Genomic DNA, 25,710 nt, shown 5'->3' with positions numbered 1-25,710 from the left:
GCCCCCGTCCCGCCGTCAGCCGAACATCCCGTCCAGCCACCCCGCCACCGCGTCCGTGATCACGGCCATCGACTCCGCCTCGCCGACCCCCGCCTTCTTCGGCACCGCGAACCCGTGGTCGCCGTGCGCCACCTCGGTGATCCGCGTCCCGGGCGGGAACTCCCCGGGCCTGCCGAACGGGTCGCGGCCGCCCTGGACGACCAGCGTCGGCACCCCGGCGCCGGTCAGCTCGTCCGCGCGGGACTTCTCCGGCCTGCCCGGCGGGTGCAGCGGGAAGCTCAGGGCCAGGACGGCGTGCGCGCCCAGTTCGCGGGCCGTACGGCAGGCGACGCGGGCGCCGGCGCTGCGGCCGCCCGCCACCACCGGCAGCCCCGGCTTCTCCAGGGCGGGCCACAGGGCCGTCCACCCGGTGTCCAGGGTCTTGGGGGCCGGGGCCAGCTTCTTGCCCGCCACCCGCCACGGCTGTTCGACCAGCGCGACGGTATAGCCGCGGGCGGGCAGCGCGGCGGCCAGGGCACGCAGATCGCGGGCCTCGATGCCGCCGCCCGCGCCATGGCTGACGGCCACCACGGCCCGCGCCGGGGTCTCCTCGCGGTACCAGGTGATACGGGCGTCGCCCACGGGGGTCGCGACCGTCTCGCTCTCGTTCGCCCTCGTACTCATGGCTCCATCCTGCCCCGCGCGGCGGCCTCCCTCAGCACGGCGCTCAGAACAGCGTGCCGGCCTCCGGGGCCGCCAGCTCCTTGAGCAGCTCGGGCCCGTTGTTACGGACGTTGCTGACGTCGGTGGGGACGGGGTGGGCGCGCATCAGCCCGGCCGGCGGGGGCGCCAGCAGCCGGCGCAGGTCTTCGGGGTCCGTACGGGCCGGGTCGAGCCAGGCGTCCCAGCGGTCCGGGGTCAGCACCAGCGGCATCCGGGGGTGGATGGCGGCCAGCGACTGCGGGCCCTCGCCGCCGGCGCCCGCAAGCGGTGTGGTCTCGGCCTCGGTGGTGACGACCGTGCAGGTCACCCACCAGGCCTGAGGGTGGTCCGGGGGCAGCGTCGGGTCCCGCCAGAATTCGTAGAGCCCGGCCATCGCCATGACGGAGCCGTCGGCCGGCGTCACGAAATACGGCTGCTTACGGGGCCGCTTCTTCTTGCCCCGCTCCTCCAGCTGCCGCTCGTCGGCGGCGGTGACCCACTCGAAGTAGCCGTCGCCGGGGAGCAGGCAGCGGCGGGCGCCGAAGGCCCTCTTGAAGGACGGCTTCTCGTGGACCGTCTCGGCCCGCGCATTGATCATCTTCGCGGCGGCCTCGGGTGATTTCGACCACGACGGGACCAGGCCCCACTTCAGCGTCCGCAGCTGGCGCACCGGGCCGGGCGGGAACGCGGCCGCCGCCTCGCCCTTGAGGGGACGTTCGAGCACCGCGTGCACGCCTGCGGTCGGGGCGACGTTCCAACTGGGCGCCAGGGTCTCCTGCGGTTCCCACTGCTGGACACCGAAGAGGCCCACCAGATCCTCGGGCTTACGACTGGCTGCATACCTACCGCACATGCATGCCACACTGCCATGCCACCGGAAGGGGAGACATGGACACCCATCACATCACCGACCTCTGGAGCCGGGTTTTCGGTGTCCAGCCGGATCCGTCCCTCTGGCTGGTGATCGTCACCGGGGTGCTGGCGCTGGCCGTGGTCGTGCCGGGCGCCGCCTGGCGGCTGTCGCGGAACGCCGTGACCATCGCGCACGAGGGCGGGCACGGGCTGATCGCGCTGCTCACGGGCCGCCGCCTGCAGGGCATCCGGCTGCACTCGGACACCTCCGGGCTGACCGTCTCCCGCGGCAAGCCGACCGGGCTGGGCATGGTGCTCACCGCCGCGGCCGGCTACACCGCCCCCTCCCTGCTGGGCCTGGCGGGCGCCGCGCTGCTGGCCGCGGGGCACATCACGGCCCTGCTGTGGGGCGCCACCGCGCTGCTGATCGCCATGCTGATCATGATCCGCAACGCCTACGGCGTGCTCACCGTCGTCGTGGCCGGTGCCGCCTTCCTGCTCGTCTCCTGGCTGACGACGCCGGATGTCCAGGCGGCGTTCGCGTACGCGGCGGTGTGGTTCCTGCTGCTGGGCGGCGTCCGGCCGCCGTTCGAGCTGATGGGCAAGCGGCGACGGGGCGGCGCCGTGGACTCCGACCCGGACCAGCTGGCCCGGCTCACCCACGTCCCGGCGGCCGTCTGGCTGGGCCTCTTCCACGTCGTGACGCTGTGCTCCCTGATAGGCGGCGGGCGCTGGCTGCTCGGCATATGAGCCGCCTCCGGGACGCCCGTCCGGCGCCTGCCATCAGCCCTGATAGCACCCGAGCGCACTATCAGCGCCATGTTTCGCGAAGGTTGCGCCACTTTTGATCAAGATCGGCCCCCTTGCCCAGCCATTAAAGTAAGGGCATGACCGAGAGCCCCGCCCTCCCCGCCCTGTGGCCCGCCCCCCTCGCCCCCGGGGCCGTCGATGCCACCGTCACCGTGCCCGGCTCCAAATCGGTCACCAACCGCGGCCTGGTCCTGGCCGCCCTGTCCTCCGAGCCCGGCTGGCTGCGCCGCCCGCTGCGCTCCCGTGACACCCTCCTGATGGCCGAGGCGCTGCGCACCCTGGGCGTCGGCATCGAGGAGACCGCCTCCTCCAGCTCCGCCGGTTCCGCGGGCGCCGATGCGCTGCCCGGCGGCGGCGAGGCCTGGCGGATCATCCCGGCGGGGCTGCACGGCCCGGCCACCGTGGACGTCGGCAATGCCGGAACGGTCATGCGCTTCCTGCCGCCGGTCGCGGCCCTGGCCGACGGCCCGATCCGCTTCGACGGAGACCCCCGCTCCTACGAGCGCCCGCTCGACGGCGTCATCGACGCGCTGCGTGCCCTGGGCGCCCGGATCGACGACGACAACCGCGGCGCGCTCCCGATGACGGTCTTCGGCGGCGGCGCCCTGGAGGGCGGCCCGGTCGAGATCGACGCCTCGTCGTCCTCCCAGTTCGTCAGCGCCCTGCTGCTGTCCGCGCCGCGCTTCAACCAGGGCGTCGAGGTCCGTCACGTCGGCGCCGCGCTGCCCTCCATGCCGCACATCCGGATGACCGTCGACATGCTGCGCAGCGTCGGCGCCCAGGTGGACACCCCCGAAGCGGGTGGTGAGCCGAACGTCTGGCGGGTCACCCCGGGCGCGCTCCTCGGCCGCGATCTGGTCGTCGAACCGGACCTGTCCAACGCCCAGCCCTTCCTGGCCGCGGCGCTGGTCACCGGCGGCCGGGTCACGATCCCCGACTGGCCCGAGCGCACCACCCAGCCCGGTGACGCGCTGCGCGAGATCTTCACCGCCATGGGCGGCTCCTGCGAGCTGACCGACCAGGGCCTGACCTTCACCGGCAGCGGCCGCATCCACGGCATCGACGTCGACCTGAGCGAGGTCGGCGAGCTGACGCCGGGCATCGCCGCCGTCGCCGCACTGGCCGACTCCCCCTCCACGCTGCGCGGCGTGGCGCATCTGCGGCTGCACGAGACCGACCGGCTGGCCGCGCTCACCAAGGAGCTCAACGAGCTCGGCGGCGATGTCACCGAGACCGCCGACGGCCTGCACATCCGGCCCCGGCCCCTGCACGGCGGGATCTTCCACACCTACGAGGACCACCGCCTGGCGACCGCCGCCGCCATCATCGGCCTGGCGGTCGAGGGCGTCGAGGTGGAGAACGTCGCCACCACCGGCAAGACCCTGCCCGACTTCCCTGCGATGTGGACGGACATGCTCGACCCGGCCGCCGTCCCCGCCCGGAGAGCTTGAGGGCTGACGCGTCATGCGCCGCTACGGCAAGAACCCCGATGAGGACGACATCCGTGTCCGCCCCAACCCCAAGGGCAACCGCCCCCGCACGAACATCCGCCCCAAGCACGAGGACGCCGGCGAGGGCCTGGTCCTGACCGTCGACCGCGGCCGGCTGACCTGCCTGATCGAGGGCCGTACGGTCACCGCGATGAAGGCCCGCGAGCTGGGCCGCAAGAGCGCGGTGGTGGGCGACCGGGTCGCGGTCGTCGGGGATCTGACCGGCACCAAGGACACCCTCGCCCGGATCGTCCGGGTCGAGCCGCGCACCTCGACGCTGCGCCGCACGGCCGACGACGACGACCCGTACGAGCGGGTGGTGGTCGCCAACGCCGACCAGCTGGCGATCGTCACCGCGCTGGCCGACCCCGAGCCGCGCCCCCGTCTGATCGACCGCTGCCTGGTCGCCGCGTACGACGCGGGCCTCGACCCGCTCCTCGTCCTGACCAAGTCCGATCTGGCCCCCGCCGACTCCCTGTTGGAGTCGTACGGCGCGCTGGGCGTTCCGTATGTCGTCACCAACCGCGAGGAACTGGCCGACGGCGCCGCCGCCGAGCGCGTACGGGAGCAGCTGACGGGCCGTATGACGGCGTTCGTCGGGCACTCCGGGGTGGGCAAGACGACGCTGGTCAACGCCCTGGTACCGGAGCGCCGCCGGGCCACCGGGCATGTCAACGCGGTCACCGGGCGCGGCCGGCACACCACCACCTCCGCGCTGGCGCTGCCGCTGCCCGGCGACTCCGGCTGGGTCATCGACACCCCCGGTGTGCGGTCGTTCGGCCTGCACCACGTCGATCCGTCGCGGGTCATCCATGCCTTCCCCGACCTGGAGCCGGGCACCGACGGCTGCCCGCGCGCCTGCAGTCACGACGAGGTGGACTGCGCGCTCGACCAATGGGTCACCGACGGGCACGCCGATCCGGCCCGCCTCTACTCCCTGCGCCGGCTGCTCGCCACCCGGGAGCGACGCGAGGGCGACTGATCGCGCGAAGGGGCTGCCACCCGTCCGAGGGAACTGCATAATCACCCCAAGGCAGGCGAAGCGCTCACCGATCTGTAAGGACCTGACGGCCTGACGGACCTGACGGAGGCAATGGGACATGGCGTGGCTGCTGGTGGTCGTGGCGGGAATCCTGGAGACCGGGTTCGCCGTCTGCCTCAAGCTCTCCCACGGCTTCACCCGGCTCTTCCCTACGATCGCCTTCGCGGTCTTCGCGCTGGGCAGCTTCGGGCTGCTGACACTGGCCCTGCGCAAGCTGGACGTCGGCCCGGCGTACGCGGTGTGGACGGGCATCGGCGCGGCCGGCACCGCGATCTACGGCATGGTCTTCCTCGGCGACCTGGTCTCCACCCTCAAGCTGGTCTCCATCTCCCTGGTCATCGTCGGCGTCATCGGACTGCAGCTGTCGGGCTCGGCGCACTGAGGGGGCCGGTCTCCGGTTGGCGGTGACGCCCCTTCGGTGGTGAGGGCGCGCGGAAGTGACGCCCGCTCGGTAGTGAGGGCGCGCGGAAGCGAAGCCCGCTCGGTGGTGAAGGCGCGCGGTGGTGAAGGCGCGCGGAAGCAACGCCGCTCGGTGGTGAGGACGCTCGGTGGTGCGGGCCCTCGGAGGTGAGGCCGCTCGGTGTTGTGCAGGCTCGGCGTGATGGCTGTGGAGCATTAACGGCCCCTCAGCATCGAGGCCCGGCCCCGTGCCCCACGGCCCCGTGCCCCGCGGCCCCACCACCCGCTGCCCCGGAAGACCCCGTGCCCCGGAACGCCCCATGCCCCGGAACGCCCCGCGCCCCGGAACGCCCCGTATCCCGGAATGCCCCGTATCCCGGAATACCGCCCGCCCCGGAATACCGCCCGCCCCCGCCACGTTGTGGCCCGCAAGGGGCGCCCCCACCCCCTACGGGATCTGTTCCCCCTCCCCCTAAGGGCCCTCACCCGCCCCGCACCCGGACGAACGCGCCCCGCACCAGCCGTGACATCGCCTCCGGCCCGGCCCGTTCCGACGTTCCGGCCGGGGCGACGACACAGGACAGCGTCAGCCGCGCCGCGGTCTCGCAGGCTGCTCCGAGGGCGGGCAGCTCCCCCTTGGGCCAGTCCGGCTCCAGCGCGGCGACGGCCCGGTCGCAGAACCGGCCGACCAGCTCGGCCGGGCCCGACCGCGGCGGGGCCGGCAGCCGGTCGCTCCAGCATCCCGTCAGAGCGGCCCTGACCAGGGGATTCGTGCGTGCGGTACGGAGCGTCCAGGCGGCCGCGGCCACCACCCGGCCCGCCGGGTCGCCGCCCGGCCCGGCCGCGGGACGCCGGGTCAGCGCCCGCTCGACGCCGGCCAGATAGTTGTCGGTCTCGCGCCGTACGAGGGCGCGGGCCAGCCCTTCCTTGGTGCCGAACTCGTTGTAGAGGGTCTGCCGGGAGACCCCGGCGGCGGCCGCGACATCCACCATGCGGACATCGGCCCACGCCCGCCGCGTCAGCGCGGTGTATGCGGCATCCAGCAAGCATTCGCGCGCTGCGGACATCCGTCGCCTCCCCGGCCGTCGGCCCAAACGGCCGCTGTGCGCACAGAATTGACGGGGCACCAGGGGCTGTCAAGGGGCGCCGCACGCCCCGTCCGTACGACCGGCGCGCGCCGTACGGACGGGCTCACACGGCCAGTGGAATGACCCCGCACGGCGGGCCGGGCATGGCCGTGTGGCTCCTGCGTATACCAGTAGATACTGTTCGCACATGCCCGACTATCACGATGATCTCCGCCTCGGCCATGTCCTCGCGGACGCCGCCGATGCCGCCACCATGGAACGGTTCAAGGCCCTCGACCTCAAGGTCGAGACCAAACCGGACATGACGCCGGTGAGCGAGGCGGACAAGTCCGCCGAGGAGCTGATCCGCGGCCAGCTCCAGCGGGCCCGGCCGCGCGATGCGGTGCTCGGCGAGGAATTCGGCAGCGAGGGCGCCGGACCGCGCCGCTGGATCATCGACCCGATCGACGGCACGAAGAACTACGTGCGCGGGGTCCCGGTCTGGGCCACGCTGATCGCCCTGATGGAGCGCGGCGAGGGCGGCGACCGCCCGGTGGTCGGCATCGTCTCCGCCCCGGCCCTCAACCGCCGCTGGTGGGCCGCCGAGGGCCTGGGGGCCTTCACGGGCCGCAGCCTGACCTCCGCCACCCGGCTGCACGTCTCCCAGGTCGGCCGCATCCAGGACGCGTCGTTCGCGTACTCCTCGCTCACCGGCTGGGAGGAGCGCGGCAAGCTGCCCGGCTTCCTCGATCTGAGCCGGGACTGCTGGCGCACCCGGGCCTATGGCGATTTCTGGCCGTACATGATGGTCGCCGAGGGCGCGGTGGACATCTGCGCCGAGCCGGAGCTGTCGCTGTGGGACATGGCGGCCTGCGCGGTGGTGGTCCAGGAGGCGGGCGGCCGGTTCACCGGCCTGGACGGCAAGCCGGGCCCGCACAGCGGGAACGCCGCGGCGTCCAACGGCCTGCTGCACGAGGATCTGCTGACGTACGTCGGCGACGAGCGCCACTGACCTGCGAAGGGGCGAGTTTTCGGACAGACGTCCAGCACTTGCCCCTTGAGGGACCTTGTTGTGTCGGCGAAGGCATGTGAACATGAGAATCCCCCACTTTGTGAACTTGTGAATCTCTTCGCAAGCACATTCACCAAGGAGGTGGCTCCACTCCATGCCCATGTTCGTCAAAGACGCCATGAGCACGGTGGTCCTCACCATCGGGCCCGCACACACCCTCCGCCAGGCCGCACAACTGATGGCGGCCCGTCGGGTCGGCGCGGCCGTCGTCCTCGACACCGACACCAGCGGCCTCGGCATCCTCACCGAGCGCGACATCCTCAATTCCCTCGGCGCGGGCGAGAATCCCGACCGGGAGACCGCCCAGACCCACACCACCTCGGACGTGGTCTTCGCCGCGCCGGACTGGACCCTCGACGACGCCGCGGCCGCCATGGTCCGCGGCGGTTTCCGCCATCTGATCGTGCTGGACGACCGCGAACCCGTCGGCATCGTCTCCGTACGCGACATCATGCGCTGCCGCACGGACGTACTGGAGCGGGCCGGCGTCGTGCCCGCCTGAGGACGGGACCGGCACGCACGAAGAGGCCGGAGCCCCATGGCATCCGGCCTCTTCGGCTGTTACGGCAAGCGACGACTGAGCAGCCGGGTGGGCTGGCTCATTCAGCCGCGCAGGGCCTGGACCGCGGCTTCGAGCCGCTTGCCGTAGTCCGCGTCCGCCTTGCGGAAGTTCTCGATCGCGCGCTGGGCGATGTCATCGCGCGAGACCTGGGAGATGAAGCCCGCGAGGTTGCCGATCAGGCGCTCCTTCTCGTCCTCCGACATCAGGCGGTAGAGGTTGCCCGCCTGCACGAAGTCGTCGTCCTCGGCGTGCGAGGGCGCCACGTGGTCGCCGGTGGGGCCGTTCAGGGCGGCCGGCTGCCACAGCGGCTGACCGGTCTGGGCCGGGCCGCCGAAGCTGTTGGGCTCATAGTTCTTCTGGCCGGCGTGGCGGCCGTCGTAGAGCACACCGTCCCGGCCGTGGGTGCGCGCCTCGGTGGCGTGCGGGCGGTTGACCGGCAGGTGGTCGGCGTTGATGCCGACGCGGTAGCGGTGGGCGTCGCCGTACGCGAAGAGGCGGCCCTGCAGCATCTTGTCGGGGGACGGGCCGATACCCGGCACGAAGTGGTGCGGGGAGAAGATCGACTGCTCGACCTCGGCGAAGATGTTCTGCGGGTTGCGGTTGAGCTCCAGCTTGCCGATCTCGATCGGCGGGTAGTCCTCGTGCGGCCAGACCTTCGTCAGGTCGAACGGGTTGAAGCGGTAGTTGGCCGCCTCCTCCGCGGGCATGATCTGCACCTGCACGGTCCAGGTCGGGAACTCGCCCCGCTCGATGGCCGTCCGCAGGTCACGCTGGTGGCTGTCCGGGTCCTGACCGGCCAGCACCGCGGCCTCTTCCGAGGTCAGGTTCTTGATGCCCTGGTCGGTCTTGAAGTGGTACTTGACCCAGAAGACCTCACCGGCGGCGTTGTTCCACTGGAAGGTGTGCGAGCCGTAGCCGTTGAGGTGGCGGTACGTGGCGGGTATGCCGCGGTCGCCGAACAGCCAGGTGACCTGGTGGGTGGACTCGGGCGACAGGCCCCAGAAGTCCCAGACGTTGTCCGCCTCCTGCGAGCCCGTGTACGGGTCGCGCTTCTGGGTGTGGATGAAGTCGGGGAACTTGATGGCGTCCTTGATGAAGAACACCGGGGTGTTGTTGCCGACGAGGTCGTAGTTGCCCTCTTCGGTGTAGAACTTCAGCGCGAAGCCGCGGGGGTCACGCACCGCGTCGGCCGCACCGAGGTTGCCCGCGACGGTGGAGAAGCGCAGGAAGGTCTCGGTCTGCTTGCCGACCTCGGAGAGGAAGTTGGCGCGGGTGTACTTGGTCACATCCGCGGTCACCGTGAAGGTGCCGTAGGCGCCGGCGCCGCGGGCGTGCACGATGCGCTCCGGGATGCGCTCACGGTTGAAGTGGGCGAGCTTCTCGATCAGGAGCTGGTCCTGGATCAGGCCGGGTCCGCCGATGCCGGCCGTCTCGCTGTTCTGGTTGTCCCCGACCGGAGCCCCGGACTCCGTGGTCAGCGGTCCAGTGGTGCTCTCTACCGACACGTGCGCCTCCTGAAGTGTTCTCCACCTGTCCCTTGGCTTGCGCCGATCACGATCCTACATTGGACAATGTCTAAGTCAAGAAGTACCCGAAACTCGTACCTGATCCGGTGATGGACCGGCCACTGCTACCCTTGGCTGTATCTGACTGATAGGTGATTGGCATGAGTGACCTGCTGGAACGGCTCCGGGGACGCGGCTGGCGGCTGACCGCACAGCGACGCGTCGTCGCCGAGGTCCTCGACGGGGACCACGTCCACTACACCGCCGACGAAGTGCACGCGCTGGCGACCGAGCGACTCCCGGAGATCTCCCGCGCCACGGTCTACAACACGCTGGGCGAGCTGGTCTCGCTCGGCGAGGTGCTCGAGGTGAGCACCGACGGCCGGGCGAAGCGCTACGACCCGAACGCCCACCACGACCACCAGCACCTCGTCTGCTCGCAGTGCGGCACGATCCGCGACGTCCACGTCCAGGGCGACCCGCTCTCGGCCCTGCCCGAGCCCGAGCGCTACGGCTTCCAGGTCTCCGAGGTCACGGTGACCTACCGGGGCATCTGCCCCCACTGCAGCACCCACCACTCCTGACCCCTCAGGGCGCCGGCCCCCGTCCGGGCCACCCCTGAGCCGTCACGCCACCGCACCGGGGCCACCCCCGTACGCCCCACCGAGCCCGCGCCCTCCACGGCGCCGGGCCCTTTCGCATGCCCGGATCCGCTTCCGCCGGCACCTGCACCCGCTCCCGCGCCCGCGCACATCAGGGGCCGTCCGCCCCCTTGCCCGGATCTGACGACCCGTCATATCGTCGGCGGGCCATGCTTTTCGGCCATCGGGCCCGACCGGGCCCGGCCCCATACCCCCGCGCCCCCTTGTCCGCATCCGCACTCGCAAGGAGCACCCCGTGGGAGAGCCGCACCCGCCCCCGCCCACCGACAGGTCCCCCCGCCCACCGGCCTTGCACGCCCGCGCCCTGGCCCGTTCCTTCGGCCGCGGCAGCAAGGCGCTGGCCGCGCTCGGCCCCGTGGACGTCGAGATCGCGCCCGGTGAATTCGTCTGCATCGTCGGCCCGTCCGGCTGCGGAAAATCGACCCTGCTGCGGATCGCGGCCGGCCTGCTGCGCCCCAGCGCGGGCGAGCTGGAGATCCGGGCGAGCGCCGACCGCCCGGCCGCGATGATCTTCCAGGACTACGGCATCTACGACTGGAAGACCGTCCTGGCCAATGTCCGCTTCGGCCTCGACATCCAGCGCGTGCCCCGTAAGGAGGCGGACGAACGGGCCCGCTCCTGGCTCGCCCGCATGGGGCTCGCCGACTTCGCGGGCGCCTACCCGGCCGCCCTCTCCGGAGGGATGCGCCAGCGCGTCGCCATCGCCCGCGCGCTCGCCGTCGAACCCGAAATCCTGCTGATGGACGAGCCGTTCGCGGCCCTGGACGCCCAGCTGCGCACCATCCTCCAGGACGAGCTGCTCGACCTCACCCAGACCACCCGCACCACCACCCTGTTCATCACGCACAGCCTCGAAGAGGCCCTCGTGCTCGGTGACCGGGTGCTGGTGATGTCCGCCCGGCCCGGCCGGATCATCGCCGAACGCCGCCCGCCGTTCCCCCGCCCGCGCACCGGCGAGGTCCGCAGCACCCCCGAATTCGCCGCCCTGAAGGCGGAGTTGTGGCAGCTGCTGCGCGGCGAGGTCGACGGGCGGGACGCCGCCGTCAGGAAGGGGGCCGTACCGGCATGACCACCGCACCCGGCAAACCCGCCGCCGACCGCCTCCTGCTCCGCCGCCCCGGCCCTCAGGAACTGCACCCCGAACGCACCCACCGCCGCCGGCACACCCTCGAACTCGCCCTCGCCGCCGCCGTCCCGCTCGCCCTCGTCCTGCTGTGGCAACTGGCCGCCGCCCAGGCCTGGATCGACGCCCGCGTCTACCCCGCACCGTCCACCATCCTGGCCGACGGCTGGCACCGCGCCCTGGCGGGCGAGCTGTGGCCGGACGTCCGCTCCACCCTCCAGCGCGTCCTGGCCGGCTACGCCATCGGCACCGTCACCGGCTATCTCCTCGGCCTTCTGATGGGCTCCCTCTCCCTCGTACGGGCCGCCCTGGAACCCCTCCTCGACGCGCTCTACGTCGTCCCCAAACTCGCCCTCCTGCCCGTCTTCCTCAACATGTTCGGCCTCGGCGAAGGTCCGCAGATCGCCCTCGTCGCCGCCACCGTCTTCTTCTTCGTATGGATCTCGACGATGGCGGCGGTGCTCGCCGTTCCCGCCGGACACCTCGACGCGGGGCAGGTGTTCGGCGCGAGCTCCTGGCAGATGTTCCGCCATGTCCTGCTGCCCGCCTCGCTGCCCGCCGTCCTGGTGGGCGCCCGGATCGCCGCGGGCGTGGCCGTCCTGGTGATCGTCGCCTCCGAACAGATCGCCGCCGCAGACGGCCTGGGCCATCTGATCTTCGATTCGCGCGCCCTGTTCCAGAACGACGTGATGTTCGTCGGCATCGTCTGCGTCGCCGTCCTGGGCGTGCTCTTCTCCGAACTGGTGCGGCTGGCCGGGCGCATCCTCACCCCCTGGGCCCCCCGCGACCGCGGCCGCGCCCAGAACTGACCTCTCAACTCCCCCGATCCCGCCGCACGGAGGTCCCATGCTGCGCTCCCGCACCACCACCCTCGCCGTGCTCCTCGCAGCGCTCGCCCTCAGCGCGGGCTGCACCGCCCAGCAGGACACCGGAACCGCCGCAAAGCCCCGCACCATCAAGCCCGTTGCCGGCTGCGGCAAGGCCGCGTGGACCGACCCCGCCGACCGCTCCCCCGGCCGCACCCCGGCCCGCTGCGACAAGGGCGCACCGGCCCCCCGCCCCCTCAAGAAGCACCGCACCCTCACGGTCGCCACCGGCACCCTCGCCGCCGAATACGTCGCCCCGCTGCGCATGGCGCTCGCCAAGGGCGAGTTCAAGAAGGAAGGCCTGGACGTCCGGCTCAAGGTGCTGCCCACCCCGGAAGCGCTGCCCCTGCTGGCCAAGGGCGATCTGGATGCCCTGTGGGCGGCCCCCGAGGCCGCCGTCGTCAACGGCGTCAACGGCGGCTTCGACATCCGCTGGGTGGCCGGAAACTTCTCCCCCGACCCGAAGTCCAAGAGCGGCCTGTGGGTGCGTCTGAAGGACGGCCGGAGCGCCTCCTCGGTCTCCCTCAAGGGCTCCAGGATGGGCACCATGATCGGCAAGGGCTCCGTGATCATGTACCCGATGGACGCCGCGTTCGCCGCCCACGGAGCCGACATGAACTCCGTCGCCTTCCAGCAGCTCGGCTCCTCCGACGTGCTGACCGCCCTCACCGGCGGCGGCGTGGACAGCGCCTGGCTGCTCGACCCGGTGTGGCGCCGGGTCGACGGCAACAAGAAGTACGCGTTCCTGGGCGGCCAGCCCCAGGGGGAGCCGCTCGGCGGCGCCCTCTACGGCCCGAACCTGCTCCAGCACGACCCCGACGCGGGCGTGGCCTTCCTGCGCGCCTACATCCGTACCGTCAACACCTACTTCTCCGGCGACTACAAGGCGGACAAGGCGTTCACCGCCGAGCTGGCGAAGCTGCTCGGGGTGGATGCCGGGGTCCTGGCCTCGGTGCCGTCGCTCCGGATGGACTGGGAGATCCGCAAGGGCACCGCGGACCGGCTGCAGAAGGCCTACCGGGACGCCGGCGTCACCAAGGGGGCGCCGCTGCCGGAGAACAAGCTCGTCGACCGCTCCCTCTACGCGGAGGCCGTCGGCCACCGTCCGTGACCCCGCGTGCCCGGCGGACGGAACCCTGAGCACGGCCCCGGAGCGCGAACGCCGGAGCATGAACGTCGGAGCACGACAAAGGCCCGGATCCCTGAGGATCCGGGCCTTTGCCCTTCAGTAGCGGGGACAGGATTTGAACCTGCGACCTCTGGGTTATGAGCCCAGCGAGCTACCGAGCTGCTCCACCCCGCGTCGTTGTGTCTTTACTCTAACCCCGGCCCGACGACCAGCGCAAATCCCTTTCCCCGCGCCCCAGGGCCGGGCGCCAAGGGCGGCCTCCGGAGCCCGGTCCTGGGCCCCGGAGACCAGCACTACGCGCTGAGCTCCTCCTGGAGCGCCGTACGCAGCCGCGCCGCGCGCTCGGCCACCTCCGGCGGGCCCAGCTCGACGGCGTGCGCGCACCAGCTCTGCGCCTCGGCCAGCGCGCCGCGCCGGGCGGCGAGCAGCGCCAGGCGCAGCGCCGCGCGGCCGTGGCCGTCCTCGGCGGCCCGCTGCCACCACAGGGCGGCCTCGGGGAGGCTGCCCTCGCGGGCCAGCAGCAGCCCGAGGTTGAAGGCGCCGTTGCGGCTGCCGGCCTCGGCCGCCGCGCGGTACCAGTTCGCGGCCTCCACGACATCGCCGCGGGCCGCCGCGAACATGCCAACCCGCACCTGGGCTCGGCGGTGCCCCTGGCGCGCGGCCCGCTCGTACCACTGGGTGCTCTCGTCGTCCGCGGTGCGGTCGCTGTCCGCCAGGCCCTCGCCGGCCGCCGCGGCCCTGCGGTCCAGGAGGTCCGCGAGCCGGAAGGCCGCCTCCGGGCTGCCGCCGCCGGCCGCACAGCGCAGATTGCGCTCCGCGTCCTGCAGCTCGCCGTCGCGCAGCTGCACGATGGCGACCTGCAGCGCCGCCTCGGTGTGTCCGGCCGCCGCCGCCCGCTCGTACCAGACGTGCGCCGTACGCTCCTCGCCGCGCCCGGCGAAGAGGATGCCGAGGTTGAACGCCGCGTCCACGCTGCCCGCCTCGGCCGCCTTGGAGAACCACGGCTCGGCGCCCGCCGCGTCGCCGCGCTGGAGCAGCAGGATGGCCAGGGCGTTGGCGGCCTCGCGGTGCCCGGCGTAGGCGGCGCGGCGGTACCACTGCTCGCCGCCCTCGGCACGGTCCTGCGCGGCGCACAGCAGGCCGATGTTGTACGCGCCGTTGACGTCGCCGGCGTCCAGCGCGACGCGGTACCAGCGTTCGGCGGTCCCCAGCTCGCCGCGGTCGGCGTGCAGCGCGCCCAGTGCGTTGGCAGCGTTGCCATCGCCGTCCTGGGCGGCCCGCCGCCACCACTCGGCGGCGCTCTCCTCGTCCCCGGCGTCGCGCAGCAGGAAGCCCAGCGCGCAGGCGGCCCGTGCCTCGCCGTCCTTGGCGGCGGACAGGTACCAGCGGCCCGCTTCCTGGATGTCCCCGCGGTCCTCCAGGAGCGCGCCCAGCTGGAGGGCGGCCCGGCGGTGGCCGCGGGCGGCGGCCTGGCGGTACCACTGCTCGGCCTCGGCCTGCCGGGTCAGCTCCCCGTAGGCGGGCACCGTACGGCGGTCGCTGTCGCGGCCGTCCTCGATGATCCGGGCGAGGCGGTAGGCGGCCTCGCGGTGGCCGCGCTCGGCGGCCGCGCGGAACCAGCGCTCGGCGCCGACGTCGCCGCGGTGTTCGAGGAGGTCGGCGAGGGCGTACGCGCCCAGGCAGTGGCCGGATTCGGCGGACTGGCGCAGCCAGTACTCGGCGGCGGGCTCGTCGCCGCGCTCGCGGTAGTGCCGGCCGATGGCGTGCGCGGCCGCCGCGGAACCGGCGACGGCGGCGATCCGCCACCAGCCGGCGGCCTCGTCGCCGTAGCCCCGCTGGTGGAGCAGTACGCCGAGGTTGTTGGCCGCGGCGCGGTCGCCGGCCGCGGCGGCGGAGCGCAGATGCGGCTCGGCGCCGTCCAGGTCGCCGCGGCGCAGCAGCATCGCGCCCAGCGCACTCATGGCGGCGGTGTCACCCGCCTCGGCGGCCCGCCGGTGGCCGGTCTCGGTGACCGCATCGGATGCTTCGGCGGCCTCGGCGGCCTCCATCGCGTCCATCGGCAGCTCGGATTCGCGCCCGTCGTCGGGCGCATGCACAAACCGGTCCGTCTCCAACAACCTTGCCTTGTCCCCCATAACAGCCATCGTCGCATCACCTGTAACCCGCGTACACCTGGTATACCGCAGCCAGTGAGGTCACTTCAGCGGTTTGTCGACTTCCCGACACGGCGACTTGCCAAACTCAAGCACACAGGTTCACCACATCGGCAGTTCGACGCGGCCTTGACCAGCATCGGCCGAAATCGCCTACCCACACATGACGAAGGCCCGGATCCTGAAAGATCCGGGCCTTCATCTTCAGTAGCGGGGACAGGATTTGAACCTGCGACCTCTGGGTTATGAGCCCAGCGAGCTACCGAGCTGCTCCACCCCGCGTCGTGTGTCCTCACGCTATCACGATGCCGGGGAGCGCCCCGACCACGGCCGTCGTGCGGCCGCCGGCAGGTTCACCGGCGGCCGCACGCACCGCAGTTGACGCGGGGCCGCTCAGCCGCCGGACGCGCCGCCGCCCTTGCCGGACGACTTCGCCTTCTCGGACGCCTCCGCCGCCCGGTCCAGCGCCGCCTTGAGCTTCTTCTTGGCCGCGTCGTACGCGCCCAAGTCCTTGCGCTCAAGGGCCTTCTCGCCCTCGTCGTAGGCCTTCTCGGCGTCGCTCAGCGCCTGCTGCACCGTCTGGTTGGACGGCGGTTCGCCCGTATCGCCGCCGCCCGGCGGCTTGGTGCCCGTACCCTGCTCCTTCTTGCCGAAGACGACGTCCAGCGCGTCCTTGAGGGAGTTCTCCAGCACCGGCTTGCTGTCGCCGTAGCTGACCAACACCTTCTTCAGCAGCGGATAGTTGGTGCCGGCGCCGCGCAGATAGACAGGTTCGACGTACAGCAGTCCGCCGTCCAGTGGGACGGTCAGCAGATTGCCGTACTCGATCTCCGAATCGCCCTTCTTGAGGATGTTGAGCTCATTGGCGATCGTGGGATCGGAGTTGAACTTCGACTGCGCCAGCTGCGGGCCGGGCACCGGTGTCTGCGCGGGCAGTTTCAGCAGTCTGATCTTGCCGTAGTCGCGGCTCGTGGCATCGGCGTCGACGGCCATGAAGGCGCCCAGGTTGTCCTTCTTGTTGGGCGTGAAGGTCGTCGTCAGCGAGAAGGCCTGCTCCTTCTGGTCCGGCATCTTCATGCTCAGGTAGTACGGCGGCACGGAGTTGCCCGACTTGGTCGTCGGGTCGCTCGGCACCTGCCAGCGCTCCGAACCGGAGTAGAACGTGCCCGGGTCGGTGACGTGGTAGGTGGTCAGCAGCTGCCGCTGCACCTTGAACAGGTCCTGCGGATACCGCAGATGGGCCTTCAGCTCGGGGCTGATGGCGTCCTTCTTCGTGACCGTGCCGGGGAACGACTTCATCCAGGTCTTGAGGACCGGGTCCTTCTCGTCCCACTGATAGAGCTTGACCGAACCGTCATAGGCATCGACCGTCGCCTTGACCGAGTTGCGGATGTAGTTGACCTGGTTCTCCTGGGCCACCACCGCCCGCTGTCCGTCCGTGAGCGAATCGGCCGTGGTGTCCCCCAGCGTGGTGCGCGAGGCGTACGGGTAGCCGTTGCTGGTGGTGTAGGCGTCCACGATCCACTGGATCCGGCCCTTGATGACCGCCGGGTAGGCATCGCCGTCGATGGTCAGCCAGGGCGCGACCGCCTCGACCCGCTCCTTGGGCGTGCGGTTGTACAGGATGCGCGAGCCGTCGCCGATCGCGCCGGAGTAGAGGATCTGCGGCTCGCCGAACGCCACCGCGTACGCGGCGCGGTTGATCGGGTTGGACAGATTCACCCCGCTCTTGCCCTTGTAGCGATAGTTCTTCTCGCCGGTGTCGTCGGAATAGTCCAGTTCCTGCTGGGGACCGCCGACGATCGAATACTGCGAGGTCTTCTCGCCGTAGTACACCCGCTGCTCGTACTTGGGGAGCTGCCCCTTGGCCGGCAGGTCCGACTCGCTGTACTTCGGGCCGCCGCCGTCGGCCGTCTCGGTCCCCTTCGCGGCGACCGCGCCATAGCCGTGGGTGTACTTGAAGTGGTCGTTGATCCAGTTGTGGTCCGAGATCCCGGCGACGTTCAGCTCGCGCAGACCGATGACGGTGTCCTGCTCGACGCCGTTCTTGTCCTTGTAGCGGTCGACGTCAAGGGTGGAGGGGAACTGGTAGTACGCCCGCACCTGCTGCTGTTGCTGGAAGGCCGGCGAGACCACGTTCGGGTCGAGCAGCCGCATGCTGGCCGTGGTGTCCGCCGCGTCCCGCAGCCGCTGCTTGTCCTCCTTGTCGACGGGCTTGTCGTCGCCGTTGTACCGCCTGACCTCGGAGTCCTTGATGCCGTACGCGTCCCGGGTCGCCTTGATGTTGCGTTTGATGTACGGCGCTTCCTTGCTCGCCTCGTTCGGCTGGACCTGGAACTTCTGCACGATCGCCGGATACAGCCCGCCGATCAGGACCGCCGAGAGCACCATCAGGCCGAAGCCGATCACCGGCAGCTGCCAGGTGCGGCGCCAGAGCGTGGCGAAGAACAGCACCGCGCAGATCGCCGCGATGAAGAACAGGATGGTCTTCGCCGGCAGATAGGCATGCGCATCGACATAGCGCAACCCGTTCCAGTTCTCCGCCGACTTCAGGCCGCTGGACTTCACCGCCAGGCCGTAGCGGTCCAGCCAGTAGGCGATGGCCTTCAGCGAGACGAAGATGCCCAGCAGCACCGACAGATGGCCGGTGGCGGCGGCCGTCGCCCGGGAGCCGGGGCTGGTCACCCGCAGCCCGCCGTACAGGTAGTGCGTCAGCGCCGCGGCGACGAGGCACAGCACCGCACAGGCGAAGCCGAAGCTGAGCAGAAAGCGGTACCAGGGCAGATCGAAGGCATAGAACGCGACGTCCTTACCGAACTGCGGATCCTTCTGCCCGAATTGCACGCCATTGACCCATTGCAGCCAGGTACGCCACTCGCCGGACGCGGACGCACCCGCGATCAGCCCGATCACCGCCGTGATCGCGATCAGCGCCCACTTCTTGAACGGGGCGATGCCCATCCGGTAGCGGTCCAGGCTCTGCTGCTCCATGGACATCGCGCTCAGCGGCGGCCGCAGCCGGTGCGCCAGCCAGATGTTGAGGCCGACGGCCACCGCCATCACGGCGCCGAAGGCGAAGAACAGACCGATCTTGGTCCACAGGGTCGTGGTGAAGACCGAGGAGTAATTGACCGAGCGGTACCAGAGCCAGTCGGTCCAGAACCCGGAGAACATCACGAAGAGCATGGCCAGCACGGCCAGTACGCCCAGCGTCATGAGCAGGGTCCTCGCCCGCCGGGACGGTCGGCCGACTCTGATCCGTGGCCCGGAAGGTCCTGAGCCGCGGTCCGGCATCTGGAAAGCCAAGGTGCGCACCTCGAAATTCGCTGTTGTGTGGAACAGGCCCGGCGATAGTAGGACCCAGTGATGCAACTTACGAAGGCTTTACTCGGTTCCCGATTTCCGGGACGGACAAGGCACGATGTTGAGCATGACCGACCTTCCTGGCTCTCCCGCCGCCGGCACCCCCCTCGCCGCCGACCCACTGACCCGCGCCGTACTCGAGATCGACGAGTACGCCGCCGGGCTCGGCTGGGACCAGCCCGCCCGACTGTTCGCCCTCGTCGACACCGCCAAGCTGCGTGATCAGGAGCCCTCGCTCGCCGCCCAGCTCGGCATCGACGACTCCACCACCGCCTCCCTGACCCCCGTCGAGCAGGACGAGATCCCGGCCGGCGCCCCGCTGGACGAGTTCCTCGCCACCATCGCCTGGCCGGACGCCGTCGCCGGCTGCGCGCTGACCGTGGAGCGGCTGATGCTGCCGCCGTCCGCCGAGGACTCCGTGCCCCAGGGCATGGACGAGGCGCAGCTCGCCAAGTGGGTCGCCGAGCACCCGGACCGTCAGGAGGTCCGTATGACGGTGGCCGTGCTGCGCGACGGTGCGCGCGAATCGGCGCTGCGGCTGCGCGAGAAGGACTCCACGTCCGAGGTCCTCACCGGCTCCGCGCTGGTGCCGGGTCTCGCGGACGCGCTGGCCGCGACCTTCGAGGCGTAGGACGGGCCCTCGGCCCGTCCCCGACGCCCTCCCCGTGTGACCTACGACCGGCCTGCCGGGCTGCAGCTCGGCAGGCCGGCGGTGTCGCCCTTACGGATCTTCTCCAGTGCCTTGACGGCGTCGCCTATGGTGCCGACCTTCACCAGGGTCAGGCCCTGCGGGGTGTCCTTGGCGGCGGCCGCGCAGTTCTCCTTCGGCGTCAGGAAGAACTGCGCGCCCTTGTCCCGGGCGCCGACCGTCTTCATCGAGATGCCGCCGATCGGGCCGACCTTGCCCTTGTCGTCGATGGTGCCCGTACCGGCCACGAACTTGCCGCCGGTCATGTTGCCGGGCGTCAGCTTGTCGACGATGCCGAGCGCGAACATCAGCCCGGCGCTGGGCCCGCCCACATCGGCCAGCTTGATGTCGATGGGGAACGGGAAGATGTGGTCCACACCGGCCTGGATGCCCACGATGGCCCGGCCGTCCTGCGCCTTGGCCGTGGTGACGGCGATCCGCTGCTGCCCGCCCTCGGGCCTGTGGCCCTTCTTCTCCGCCGCGGCCGCCACCTTGGCGGGGATGATCGTGAAGACGGCCTTCTCGCCCGGCTTGTGCCGGGTGACGAGCTTGGCGACATCGCCGACCGCCTTGACCTTCTTGCCGTCCACGGCCGTGATCACATCGCCCGCGTGCAGCCGCCCGTCGGCCGGCTTGTCCTTCATGACGGAGGCCACCACCGTCTGCGCCGCCACCGGGATGTGCAGCTGCTGGAGCGCCGCGACCTTGGCGCTCTCCTGGGACTGGGTGAACTCCTCGGCGTTCTCCTGGTCGGCCTGCTCGGCCGTCTGCCCCTCGGGGTAGAGCGTCTTGTGCGGCACCACGGCGCTGTCGTGGTCCAGCCAGCCGACGAGCGCGTAGAAGACGTTCATGCTGTAGTCGGGGCCCGTGACCCGGACCGTGGTCATGTTGAGATGACCGGTCGGCTGGTACGTCTTGTGCCCGGCGATCTGCAGCACCGGCGAGCCGTCGTGATCGCCGAGGGTGTTCACCGTCGGTCCCGGTGACATCTCGGAGTACGGCGCGGGGATCAGCACCGCCGTGCAGAGCAGCGCGATCAGCATCAGTGTCGAGGCGAGCAGCGTCGCGGTGCGGCGTGGCATGGAACGACAGTACGGGACGGGTATGACAACCGGCCCGCGGGGCCGTCCGTACGGGAACGCGGAGCTAGGGCCGTTGCTCACGCATACGCCGGGAGGCCGTCAGGCGGCGTCCGAGGCAGCATCGGAAACGGAATGTTCCCGCTCCATCGCCTCACGGAACCGGGCGTAGCCGGCGAGCTCCTCGCCGTCCCCGGCCTTACGGCTGCGCTGGGTCCAGGTACTCCACACCGTGGCAGCAAGCGCGGCCAGAACCGGAACCAGCAACCACAGGAGCGCACCCACAGCGACCTCCCAACCCCTTGTACGACCGCAATCGACGATTAGCAGATTAACCATCCGATGGGTCAACGGTTACGCCAGGGGGCGGGTTACGCAACCGGAGCAATGGCGGCCGCCGCCCCCGTTAAACCCCTACCCACTCCTCTGCACCATCACTGAACGTCTGGTGCTTCCAGATGGGAACCTGGTGTTTGAGGTCGTCGATCAGCATGCGACACGCCTCGAACGCCTCGCCCCGGTGCGGGCAGGAGACCGCCACGACGACCGCCAGATCACCGATGGCCAGATCACCCACTCGGTGTACGGCGGCCAGCGCCCGGACGGGGTACTCCGCGACCACCTTCTCGGCGATCTTGCGGATCTCCTCCTCGGCGGAGGGGTGCGCAGAGTAGCCGAGCCCCTCGACGTCCGCACCGCCGTCGTGCGAACGGACCGTGCCGACGAACAGCGCCGTACCGCCCGCCGCGGCATCCCCGACGGCCGCGAAGACCTCGTCCACGGACAGCGCGGTGTCGCGGATCGCGATGAGCCTGATCGGGTCCGCGGCGGCCTGCTCTCCGGGGTGGTCGTGGCCAGGGCGTGAGGTATCGGCTGACATGCTCCCATCGTGCCGTACCCGGGCGCGCGGGGGAATTGCCGATTCCACCGGGCGTCCGGGCGGCCGTATGGAGGCTCATACAGCCCACCGGCCCCGCCGCCTCAGAGGCGGCGCCGGGCCTTGCGGGCGCGGCGGACCAGGGCTGCGGTGCCCAGGAGGGCGACGGTGGCGCCGGCGGCTCCGGCGGCGGTGGCGTCCTTGCGGCCCAGGCGGCGGCCTGCGACGGTGTGGCGGCCGGCGGCCTCCTCCAGGAGCTCGGCCAGCACCTCCTCGTTCGTCCACTTCGGCCGCCAGCCCGCCTCGTGCAGGCGGCTGCCGCTGACCACCCAGGGGTGCATCGTGTACGCGAGGTCCCCGGCGGGCGACGGGGTCAGCCCGATGCGGTGCAGCCGGGCGGCGGCGCCCAGGGCGACCGAGGACGGCAGCTCCATGCGCCGGATCCCGGACAGCTCCTCGACCTCCTCCTGTTCCAGCCAGCCGTCGCAGCCCACCGCCAGCTCGCCGTCGACCTTCTCCAGGGCGGCGTACTCCAGGGCGCTGACCAGGTCCTCGACATGGCAGAACTGCCAGGCCGGGCGGGATCCGGCGACGACCAGGAGGCGGGGTGACTCGAAATAGCGGGTCAGGGCGGTGTCGGTGCCGCCCACCAGGACGGTGGGGCGCAGGACGGTGACGTTCAGGCCGGGGTGGGCGCGGGGCGCCCGGTGGGCCAGGTGCTCGATCTCCAGGAGGTCGCCGACGCCGGTGGCGTCCGCGGTGGCGCGCAGCTCGGCGTCCTCCGCGAGCGGAACATCGTTGTCGGGCAGCGCGCCGTAGACCATGGCGGAGGTGCACAGCACCACCCGGTGCACACCGGCCGCCGCGGCGGCGGTCAGGACGGTCTGGGTGCCGCGCACGTTGTAGGCGGTGCGGGCGGCGGCGTCGGTCTCCAGGTCGAGATCGAGCGCAAGGTGGACGACGACATCGGCGCCGCGCAGTTTGTCGGCAATGGCCGGGTCGCGGACGTCCAGGACGTGCCACTGCGCCTCCTCGACCTCGCCGCGCCGCTCGTCGATGGCCACGACCTGCTTGATCTCGTCGGATGCCACCAGGGCGCGGGTGAGCAGCGCGCCGACCCCGGAGGCGGCTCCGGTGACGGCCACGACGGGCCGGCGCAGCGGCCGGCCGGCGGCCTCGCTTGCGCCGTTGCCTGCCGGCTCGGGCTTGGCCGCAGCGTTTCGCGCTGCGCGAACGGTCGGATCTGGGGAACTCACCGGGCGTCTCCAGCGGTTGAATTCAGTACGCACGCGAGATGACGCGTACGTACCAGGTGCCGTCCATCCTGCCGCAGGCACCGCCCCGGCGAAGCACCGAGCCCCGAAGCGGGCGGGGTGTCTACGCTGGAGGTGATGTCGGGCAGCCGCCGTCGGCTCCTGCCGATGGCCCTACGAGCCGAGGAAACCCGTGAGTGACACCCCATTTGGATTCGGCCTTCCGCCGGAGGAGCCGGAGGACGGCGACAACGGCAAGAAGAAGGGCGGCCAGGGAGGTAGCCAGGGCCCCGCGGACCCCTTCGGGTTCGGCGGCGGGAGCGGCGGCGCGGACAATCCGTTCGCGGCGCTCTTCGGCGGCATGGGCGGCCCCAGCGGCGAGATGAACCCTGGCGACCTGGGCGCCGCCTTCCAGAAGCTCGGCCAGATGCTCTCGTACGAGGGCGGCCCGGTGAACTGGGACATGGCCAAGGACATCGCGCGGCAGACCGTCGCGCAGGGCGCCGAGGACGGCAGCAAGGACGCGAGCCTGTCGCCGGGCGAGCGGTCGGCGGTCGAGGAGGCCGTGCGGCTGGCGGACCTGTGGCTGGACGGTGTGACGTCGCTGCCGTCGGGCTCCGGATCGGTGGTGGCCTGGAGCCGCGCCGAGTGGGTCGAGGAGACCCTGCCGGTGTGGAAGGACCTGGTCAATCCGCTCGCCGAGCGCGTGGGGTCGGCGATGGGCGATGTGCTGCCCGGGGAGATGCAGGCCATGGCGGGCCCGCTGCTCGGGATGATGCGCTCCATGGGCGGTGCGATGTTCGGCACCCAGATCGGCCAGGCGCTGGGGGTGCTCGCCGGTGAGGTCGTCGGCTCGACGGACATCGGGCTGCCGCTGGGTCCGGCCGGCAGGGCCGCGCTGCTGCCCGGGAACATCACGAGGTTCGGCTCGGGCCTGGGCGTGCCGGAGGAGGAGGTGCGGCTGTACCTGGCCCTGCGGGAGGCCGCTCACCAGCGCCTCTTCGCGCATGTGCCGTGGCTGCGCTCGCATCTGTTCGGTGCCGTCGAGGGCTACGCCCGCGGCATCAAGGTCGATACGACCAAGCTGGAGGACGTGGTCGGGCAGATCGACCCGCAGCATCCCGAGGAGCTGCAGAACGCCCTGCAGCAGGGCATGTTCCAGCCCGAGGACACCCCGGAGCAGAAGGCGGCGCTGGCCCGCCTGGAGACCGCGCTGGCGCTGGTCGAGGGCTGGGTGGACGCGGTGGTGCACGCCGCCGCCAAGCCGCATCTGCCGTCGGCGGACAAGCTGCGGGAGACGCTGCGGCGCCGCCGGGCGAGCGGCGGCCCGGCCGAGCAGACGTTCTCCACCCTGATCGGTCTCCAGCTGCGTCCGCGGCGGCTGCGGGATGCCTCGCGGCTGTGGGCCTCGCTCACGGACGCCCGGGGCCTGGAGGGCCGCGACGGCCTGTGGGCGCATCCGGACATGCTGCCGACGGCGGCCGACCTGGACGATCCGGACGGCTTCGTGCACCACGAGCAGCCGGACTTCTCCGAGCTCGACAAGATGCTCGGCGAGGCGGCGCGCGGCGGCAAGCCGGATCTGTCCAAGCCCGCCGAGGACGCCGACGGCCCGGACGGAGCGGCCGGCGACGGCAAGGCCTCCGACGACGACAAGGGTGACGACGGCCGGTGAGTCTGCGTGAGGACGCGGCGCGGGTGCTCAAGGAGTGGCCCGCGCCGTCGGACGACCAGGAGCGGCTGCGGCTGGCGTATCTCGACCATCTCGCCGCCCACCAGGACGGCATGTGGAAGCCGTGCAAGGACGGCCACATCACGGCGAGCGCCCTGGTGATCGATCCGGCCGGCGGCCGGGTGCTGCTCACCTTGCACCGCAAGCTGGAGATGTGGCTGCAGATGGGCGGGCACTGCGAGCCACAGGACGCGACGTTGGCGGAAGCGGCCCTGAGGGAGGCCCGGGAGGAGTCCGGGATCGCCCAGGGGCTGGCCCTGCTGCCCGGCGGGCCGGTGCGGCTGGACCGTCATCACACGCCCTGTGCCTGGCATCTGGACGTCCAGTACGCCGCGCTGGCCCCCGAGGGCGCCGAGGCGGCGATCAGCGACGAGTCGCTGGACCTGCGCTGGTTCCGGTACGACGAGGTGGCCTCCGTCGCCGATGCGTCGGTGGTGCGCCTGGTGGAGCGCACCCGCGCGCTGTTGCGGCAGTCCGCCTGAGGACGCGTCCGGCGCCCGTCCCCGGCGAGGGGCGGGCGCCGGATTCGCGGGCGCGGCAGGTCAGTTGGTGAAGATGTTGCCCTGGTTGGCTCCGTGGGCGCCGTGCTGGCCCATGCCGAACTGGGCGGCCATCCCGGACCCGATCACGGCGTTCTGCGGCGGCAGCAGCTCGCTGGGCTGCACCAGCGCATAGCCCTGCCCGAGGAAGCTGAGCTCCCAGCCCTCGCCGGTGTTGCCGCGCCGCCGCCACACCCCGGAGGAGTGCGTCTGCGCCTGCATCTGCACCCGCAGCGACTTGGACCAGGCGACCACCGCATCGGCGTCGGCGTTGACGTACTTCTCGGGCGTGACCTGCAGCATCAGCGGCTGGCCGGAGGTCATCAGCACGACCTTGCCCTGCCCGGAGATGTTGAGCTGGTACTTGCCGGTGCCGGCGATGCCGTACTGGCTGTCGACGGAGACGACGTCCCAGTGGAGGGCGGAGTCCAGCGCCAGGACATAGCTGCTGTCGACGGTCAGGCCCTGGTGGTCGACGTCGACGACGTGGATGTACTGGGCGAGGTTGGCCAGATAGACCGTGCCCTGGCCGGAGACCCGCATCAGGTCCAGGCCCTCGCCGGAGACCGCGCGGGCGTGGTGCTGGCCCTGGGTCTGGTAGTTGCCCTCGAATTCCAGCAGGCCCTGATAGGCGACCATGCTGCCCTTACGGGCGAGGAGGTCTTCGTGGCCGGTAAGGGCCACCCGCAGCAACTGATCGTTCTGCAGGGCGTAGCGGTCCTGGGTCTGTGCCTCGGTGAAGGCGAAAAGCGGACTCTGCATGGCG

24 protein-coding genes and 2 tRNA genes are annotated in these 25,710 nt (G+C 71.4%); 13 read left to right on the top strand and 13 right to left on the bottom strand.

The genetic code is table 11. The features are described from left to right. Positions 1–15: 15 nt before the first annotated feature. Complete coding sequence (locus AC5677_RS25895; protein WP_497190321.1) at positions 16–663, bottom strand: alpha/beta hydrolase family protein; 648 nt, start codon at positions 661–663, stop codon at positions 16–18. Positions 664–706: 43 nt separating this feature from the next. Further along, the gene (locus tag AC5677_RS25890; protein ID WP_497190320.1) at positions 707–1,534 is read right to left on the bottom strand and encodes an SOS response-associated peptidase; all 828 of its coding nucleotides are present in this window, start codon (positions 1,532–1,534) and stop codon (positions 707–709) included. A 35-nt stretch (positions 1,535–1,569) separates the two neighbouring features. Between AC5677_RS25890 and AC5677_RS25885 the strand changes: the two genes are divergently transcribed. The 4 genes from AC5677_RS25885 (at position 1,570) to AC5677_RS25870 (ending at position 5,257) form a co-directional block, all read left to right on the top strand. Continuing rightward, complete coding sequence (locus AC5677_RS25885; RefSeq protein WP_497190319.1) at positions 1,570–2,283, top strand: M50 family metallopeptidase; 714 nt, start codon at positions 1,570–1,572, stop codon at positions 2,281–2,283. 137 nt (positions 2,284–2,420) lie between these two features. Further along, the gene (gene aroA, locus AC5677_RS25880) at positions 2,421–3,794 is read left to right on the top strand and encodes a 3-phosphoshikimate 1-carboxyvinyltransferase (RefSeq protein WP_497190318.1); all 1,374 of its coding nucleotides are present in this window, start codon (positions 2,421–2,423) and stop codon (positions 3,792–3,794) included. A 13-nt stretch (positions 3,795–3,807) separates the two neighbouring features. Next, the gene (gene rsgA / locus AC5677_RS25875) at positions 3,808–4,815 is read left to right on the top strand and encodes a ribosome small subunit-dependent GTPase A (protein WP_497190317.1); all 1,008 of its coding nucleotides are present in this window, start codon (positions 3,808–3,810) and stop codon (positions 4,813–4,815) included. A gap of 118 nt (positions 4,816–4,933) precedes the next feature. Further along, positions 4,934–5,257 carry a DMT family transporter gene (locus tag AC5677_RS25870; RefSeq protein WP_400068621.1) on the top strand — a complete coding sequence of 108 codons (324 nt, stop codon included), beginning with the start codon at positions 4,934–4,936 and terminating at the stop codon, positions 5,255–5,257. 499 nt (positions 5,258–5,756) lie between these two features. Here the strand turns inward: AC5677_RS25870 and AC5677_RS25865 are convergent, their stop codons facing one another. Continuing rightward, a complete protein-coding gene (locus AC5677_RS25865; protein WP_497190316.1) occupies positions 5,757–6,341 on the bottom strand; it encodes a TetR/AcrR family transcriptional regulator in 585 nt (194 codons plus the stop codon). Positions 6,342–6,549: 208 nt separating this feature from the next. Here AC5677_RS25865 and hisN point away from each other — a divergent pair, with 208 nt between their 5' ends. Then, positions 6,550–7,353, top strand: coding sequence for a histidinol-phosphatase (gene hisN, locus AC5677_RS25860; RefSeq protein WP_497190315.1), 804 nt, complete (start codon positions 6,550–6,552; stop codon positions 7,351–7,353). Positions 7,354–7,513: 160 nt separating this feature from the next. Further along, on the top strand, positions 7,514–7,915 hold the full coding sequence (locus AC5677_RS25855) for a CBS domain-containing protein (RefSeq protein ID WP_400068766.1): 402 nt from the start codon (positions 7,514–7,516) through the stop codon (positions 7,913–7,915). A gap of 101 nt (positions 7,916–8,016) precedes the next feature. On the opposite strand, the gene AC5677_RS25850 is transcribed toward AC5677_RS25855, so the two are convergent. Continuing rightward, a complete protein-coding gene (locus tag AC5677_RS25850) occupies positions 8,017–9,480 on the bottom strand; it encodes a catalase (RefSeq protein ID WP_497190314.1) in 1,464 nt (487 codons plus the stop codon). Positions 9,481–9,641: 161 nt separating this feature from the next. On the opposite strand from AC5677_RS25850, the gene AC5677_RS25845 reads away from it, so the two are divergent. From AC5677_RS25845 to AC5677_RS25830, 4 genes are all read left to right on the top strand, one after another. Beyond that, positions 9,642–10,064 carry a Fur family transcriptional regulator gene (locus AC5677_RS25845; protein WP_497190313.1) on the top strand — a complete coding sequence of 141 codons (423 nt, stop codon included), beginning with the start codon at positions 9,642–9,644 and terminating at the stop codon, positions 10,062–10,064. A 313-nt stretch (positions 10,065–10,377) separates the two neighbouring features. Beyond that, positions 10,378–11,211, top strand: a complete 834-nt coding sequence (locus AC5677_RS25840) for an ABC transporter ATP-binding protein (RefSeq protein ID WP_497190312.1) — start codon at positions 10,378–10,380, stop codon at positions 11,209–11,211. Then, positions 11,208–12,074 (top strand): ABC transporter permease, encoded by an 867-nt coding sequence (locus tag AC5677_RS25835; protein WP_497190311.1) that lies wholly within the window; start codon positions 11,208–11,210, stop codon positions 12,072–12,074. The genes AC5677_RS25840 and AC5677_RS25835 overlap by 4 nt, the downstream gene beginning before the upstream one ends. 40 nt (positions 12,075–12,114) lie before the next feature. Further along, positions 12,115–13,242 (top strand): ABC transporter substrate-binding protein, encoded by a 1,128-nt coding sequence (locus AC5677_RS25830; protein ID WP_497196757.1) that lies wholly within the window; start codon positions 12,115–12,117, stop codon positions 13,240–13,242. A 118-nt stretch (positions 13,243–13,360) separates the two neighbouring features. On the opposite strand, the gene AC5677_RS25825 is transcribed toward AC5677_RS25830, so the two are convergent. The 4 genes from AC5677_RS25825 to AC5677_RS25810 form a co-directional block, all read right to left on the bottom strand. Further along, positions 13,361–13,434, bottom strand: a tRNA-Met gene (locus AC5677_RS25825). A gap of 119 nt (positions 13,435–13,553) precedes the next feature. Next, positions 13,554–15,404 (bottom strand): tetratricopeptide repeat protein, encoded by a 1,851-nt coding sequence (locus AC5677_RS25820; RefSeq protein WP_497190310.1) that lies wholly within the window; start codon positions 15,402–15,404, stop codon positions 13,554–13,556. Between the two features lie 217 nt (positions 15,405–15,621). After that, a tRNA-Met gene (locus tag AC5677_RS25815) sits at positions 15,622–15,695 on the bottom strand. Between the two features lie 111 nt (positions 15,696–15,806). Further along, complete coding sequence (locus tag AC5677_RS25810; RefSeq protein WP_497196756.1) at positions 15,807–18,707, bottom strand: UPF0182 family membrane protein; 2,901 nt, start codon at positions 18,705–18,707, stop codon at positions 15,807–15,809. 127 nt (positions 18,708–18,834) lie between these two features. Here AC5677_RS25810 and AC5677_RS25805 point away from each other — a divergent pair, with 127 nt between their 5' ends. Continuing rightward, positions 18,835–19,407, top strand: coding sequence for a PPA1309 family protein (locus tag AC5677_RS25805; RefSeq protein WP_497190309.1), 573 nt, complete (start codon positions 18,835–18,837; stop codon positions 19,405–19,407). A gap of 41 nt (positions 19,408–19,448) precedes the next feature. Here the strand turns inward: AC5677_RS25805 and AC5677_RS25800 are convergent, their stop codons facing one another. The 4 genes from AC5677_RS25800 to AC5677_RS25785 form a co-directional block, all read right to left on the bottom strand. Continuing rightward, a complete protein-coding gene (locus tag AC5677_RS25800) occupies positions 19,449–20,546 on the bottom strand; it encodes a YlbL family protein (RefSeq protein WP_497190308.1) in 1,098 nt (365 codons plus the stop codon). A gap of 99 nt (positions 20,547–20,645) precedes the next feature. Continuing rightward, entirely contained in the window at positions 20,646–20,828 is a 183-nt protein-coding gene (locus tag AC5677_RS25795) for a hypothetical protein (protein ID WP_497190307.1), read from the bottom strand. A gap of 121 nt (positions 20,829–20,949) precedes the next feature. Further along, positions 20,950–21,423, bottom strand: a complete 474-nt coding sequence (locus AC5677_RS25790) for a molybdenum cofactor biosynthesis protein MoaE (RefSeq protein WP_497190306.1) — start codon at positions 21,421–21,423, stop codon at positions 20,950–20,952. A gap of 101 nt (positions 21,424–21,524) precedes the next feature. Next, on the bottom strand, positions 21,525–22,676 hold the full coding sequence (locus AC5677_RS25785; RefSeq protein WP_497190305.1) for an SDR family oxidoreductase: 1,152 nt from the start codon (positions 22,674–22,676) through the stop codon (positions 21,525–21,527). Between the two features lie 190 nt (positions 22,677–22,866). Between AC5677_RS25785 and AC5677_RS25780 the strand changes: the two genes are divergently transcribed. Further along, positions 22,867–24,348, top strand: a complete 1,482-nt coding sequence (locus AC5677_RS25780; RefSeq protein ID WP_497190304.1) for a zinc-dependent metalloprotease — start codon at positions 22,867–22,869, stop codon at positions 24,346–24,348. Then, positions 24,345–24,887, top strand: a complete 543-nt coding sequence (locus AC5677_RS25775; RefSeq protein WP_497190303.1) for an NUDIX hydrolase — start codon at positions 24,345–24,347, stop codon at positions 24,885–24,887. Before AC5677_RS25780 ends, AC5677_RS25775 begins: the two co-directional genes overlap by 4 nt. 60 nt (positions 24,888–24,947) lie before the next feature. Here AC5677_RS25775 and AC5677_RS25770 read toward each other — a convergent pair whose 3' ends face one another. Beyond that, positions 24,948–25,706, bottom strand: coding sequence for an AIM24 family protein (locus tag AC5677_RS25770; protein ID WP_497190302.1), 759 nt, complete (start codon positions 25,704–25,706; stop codon positions 24,948–24,950). Positions 25,707–25,710 lie beyond the last annotated feature (4 nt).

The sequence above is a fragment of the Streptomyces sp. JLSY215 genome (genome assembly GCF_059682825.1).
Note: the sequence above shows the minus strand (reverse complement) of the source record. Positions and strands in the feature narration are given on the sequence as shown.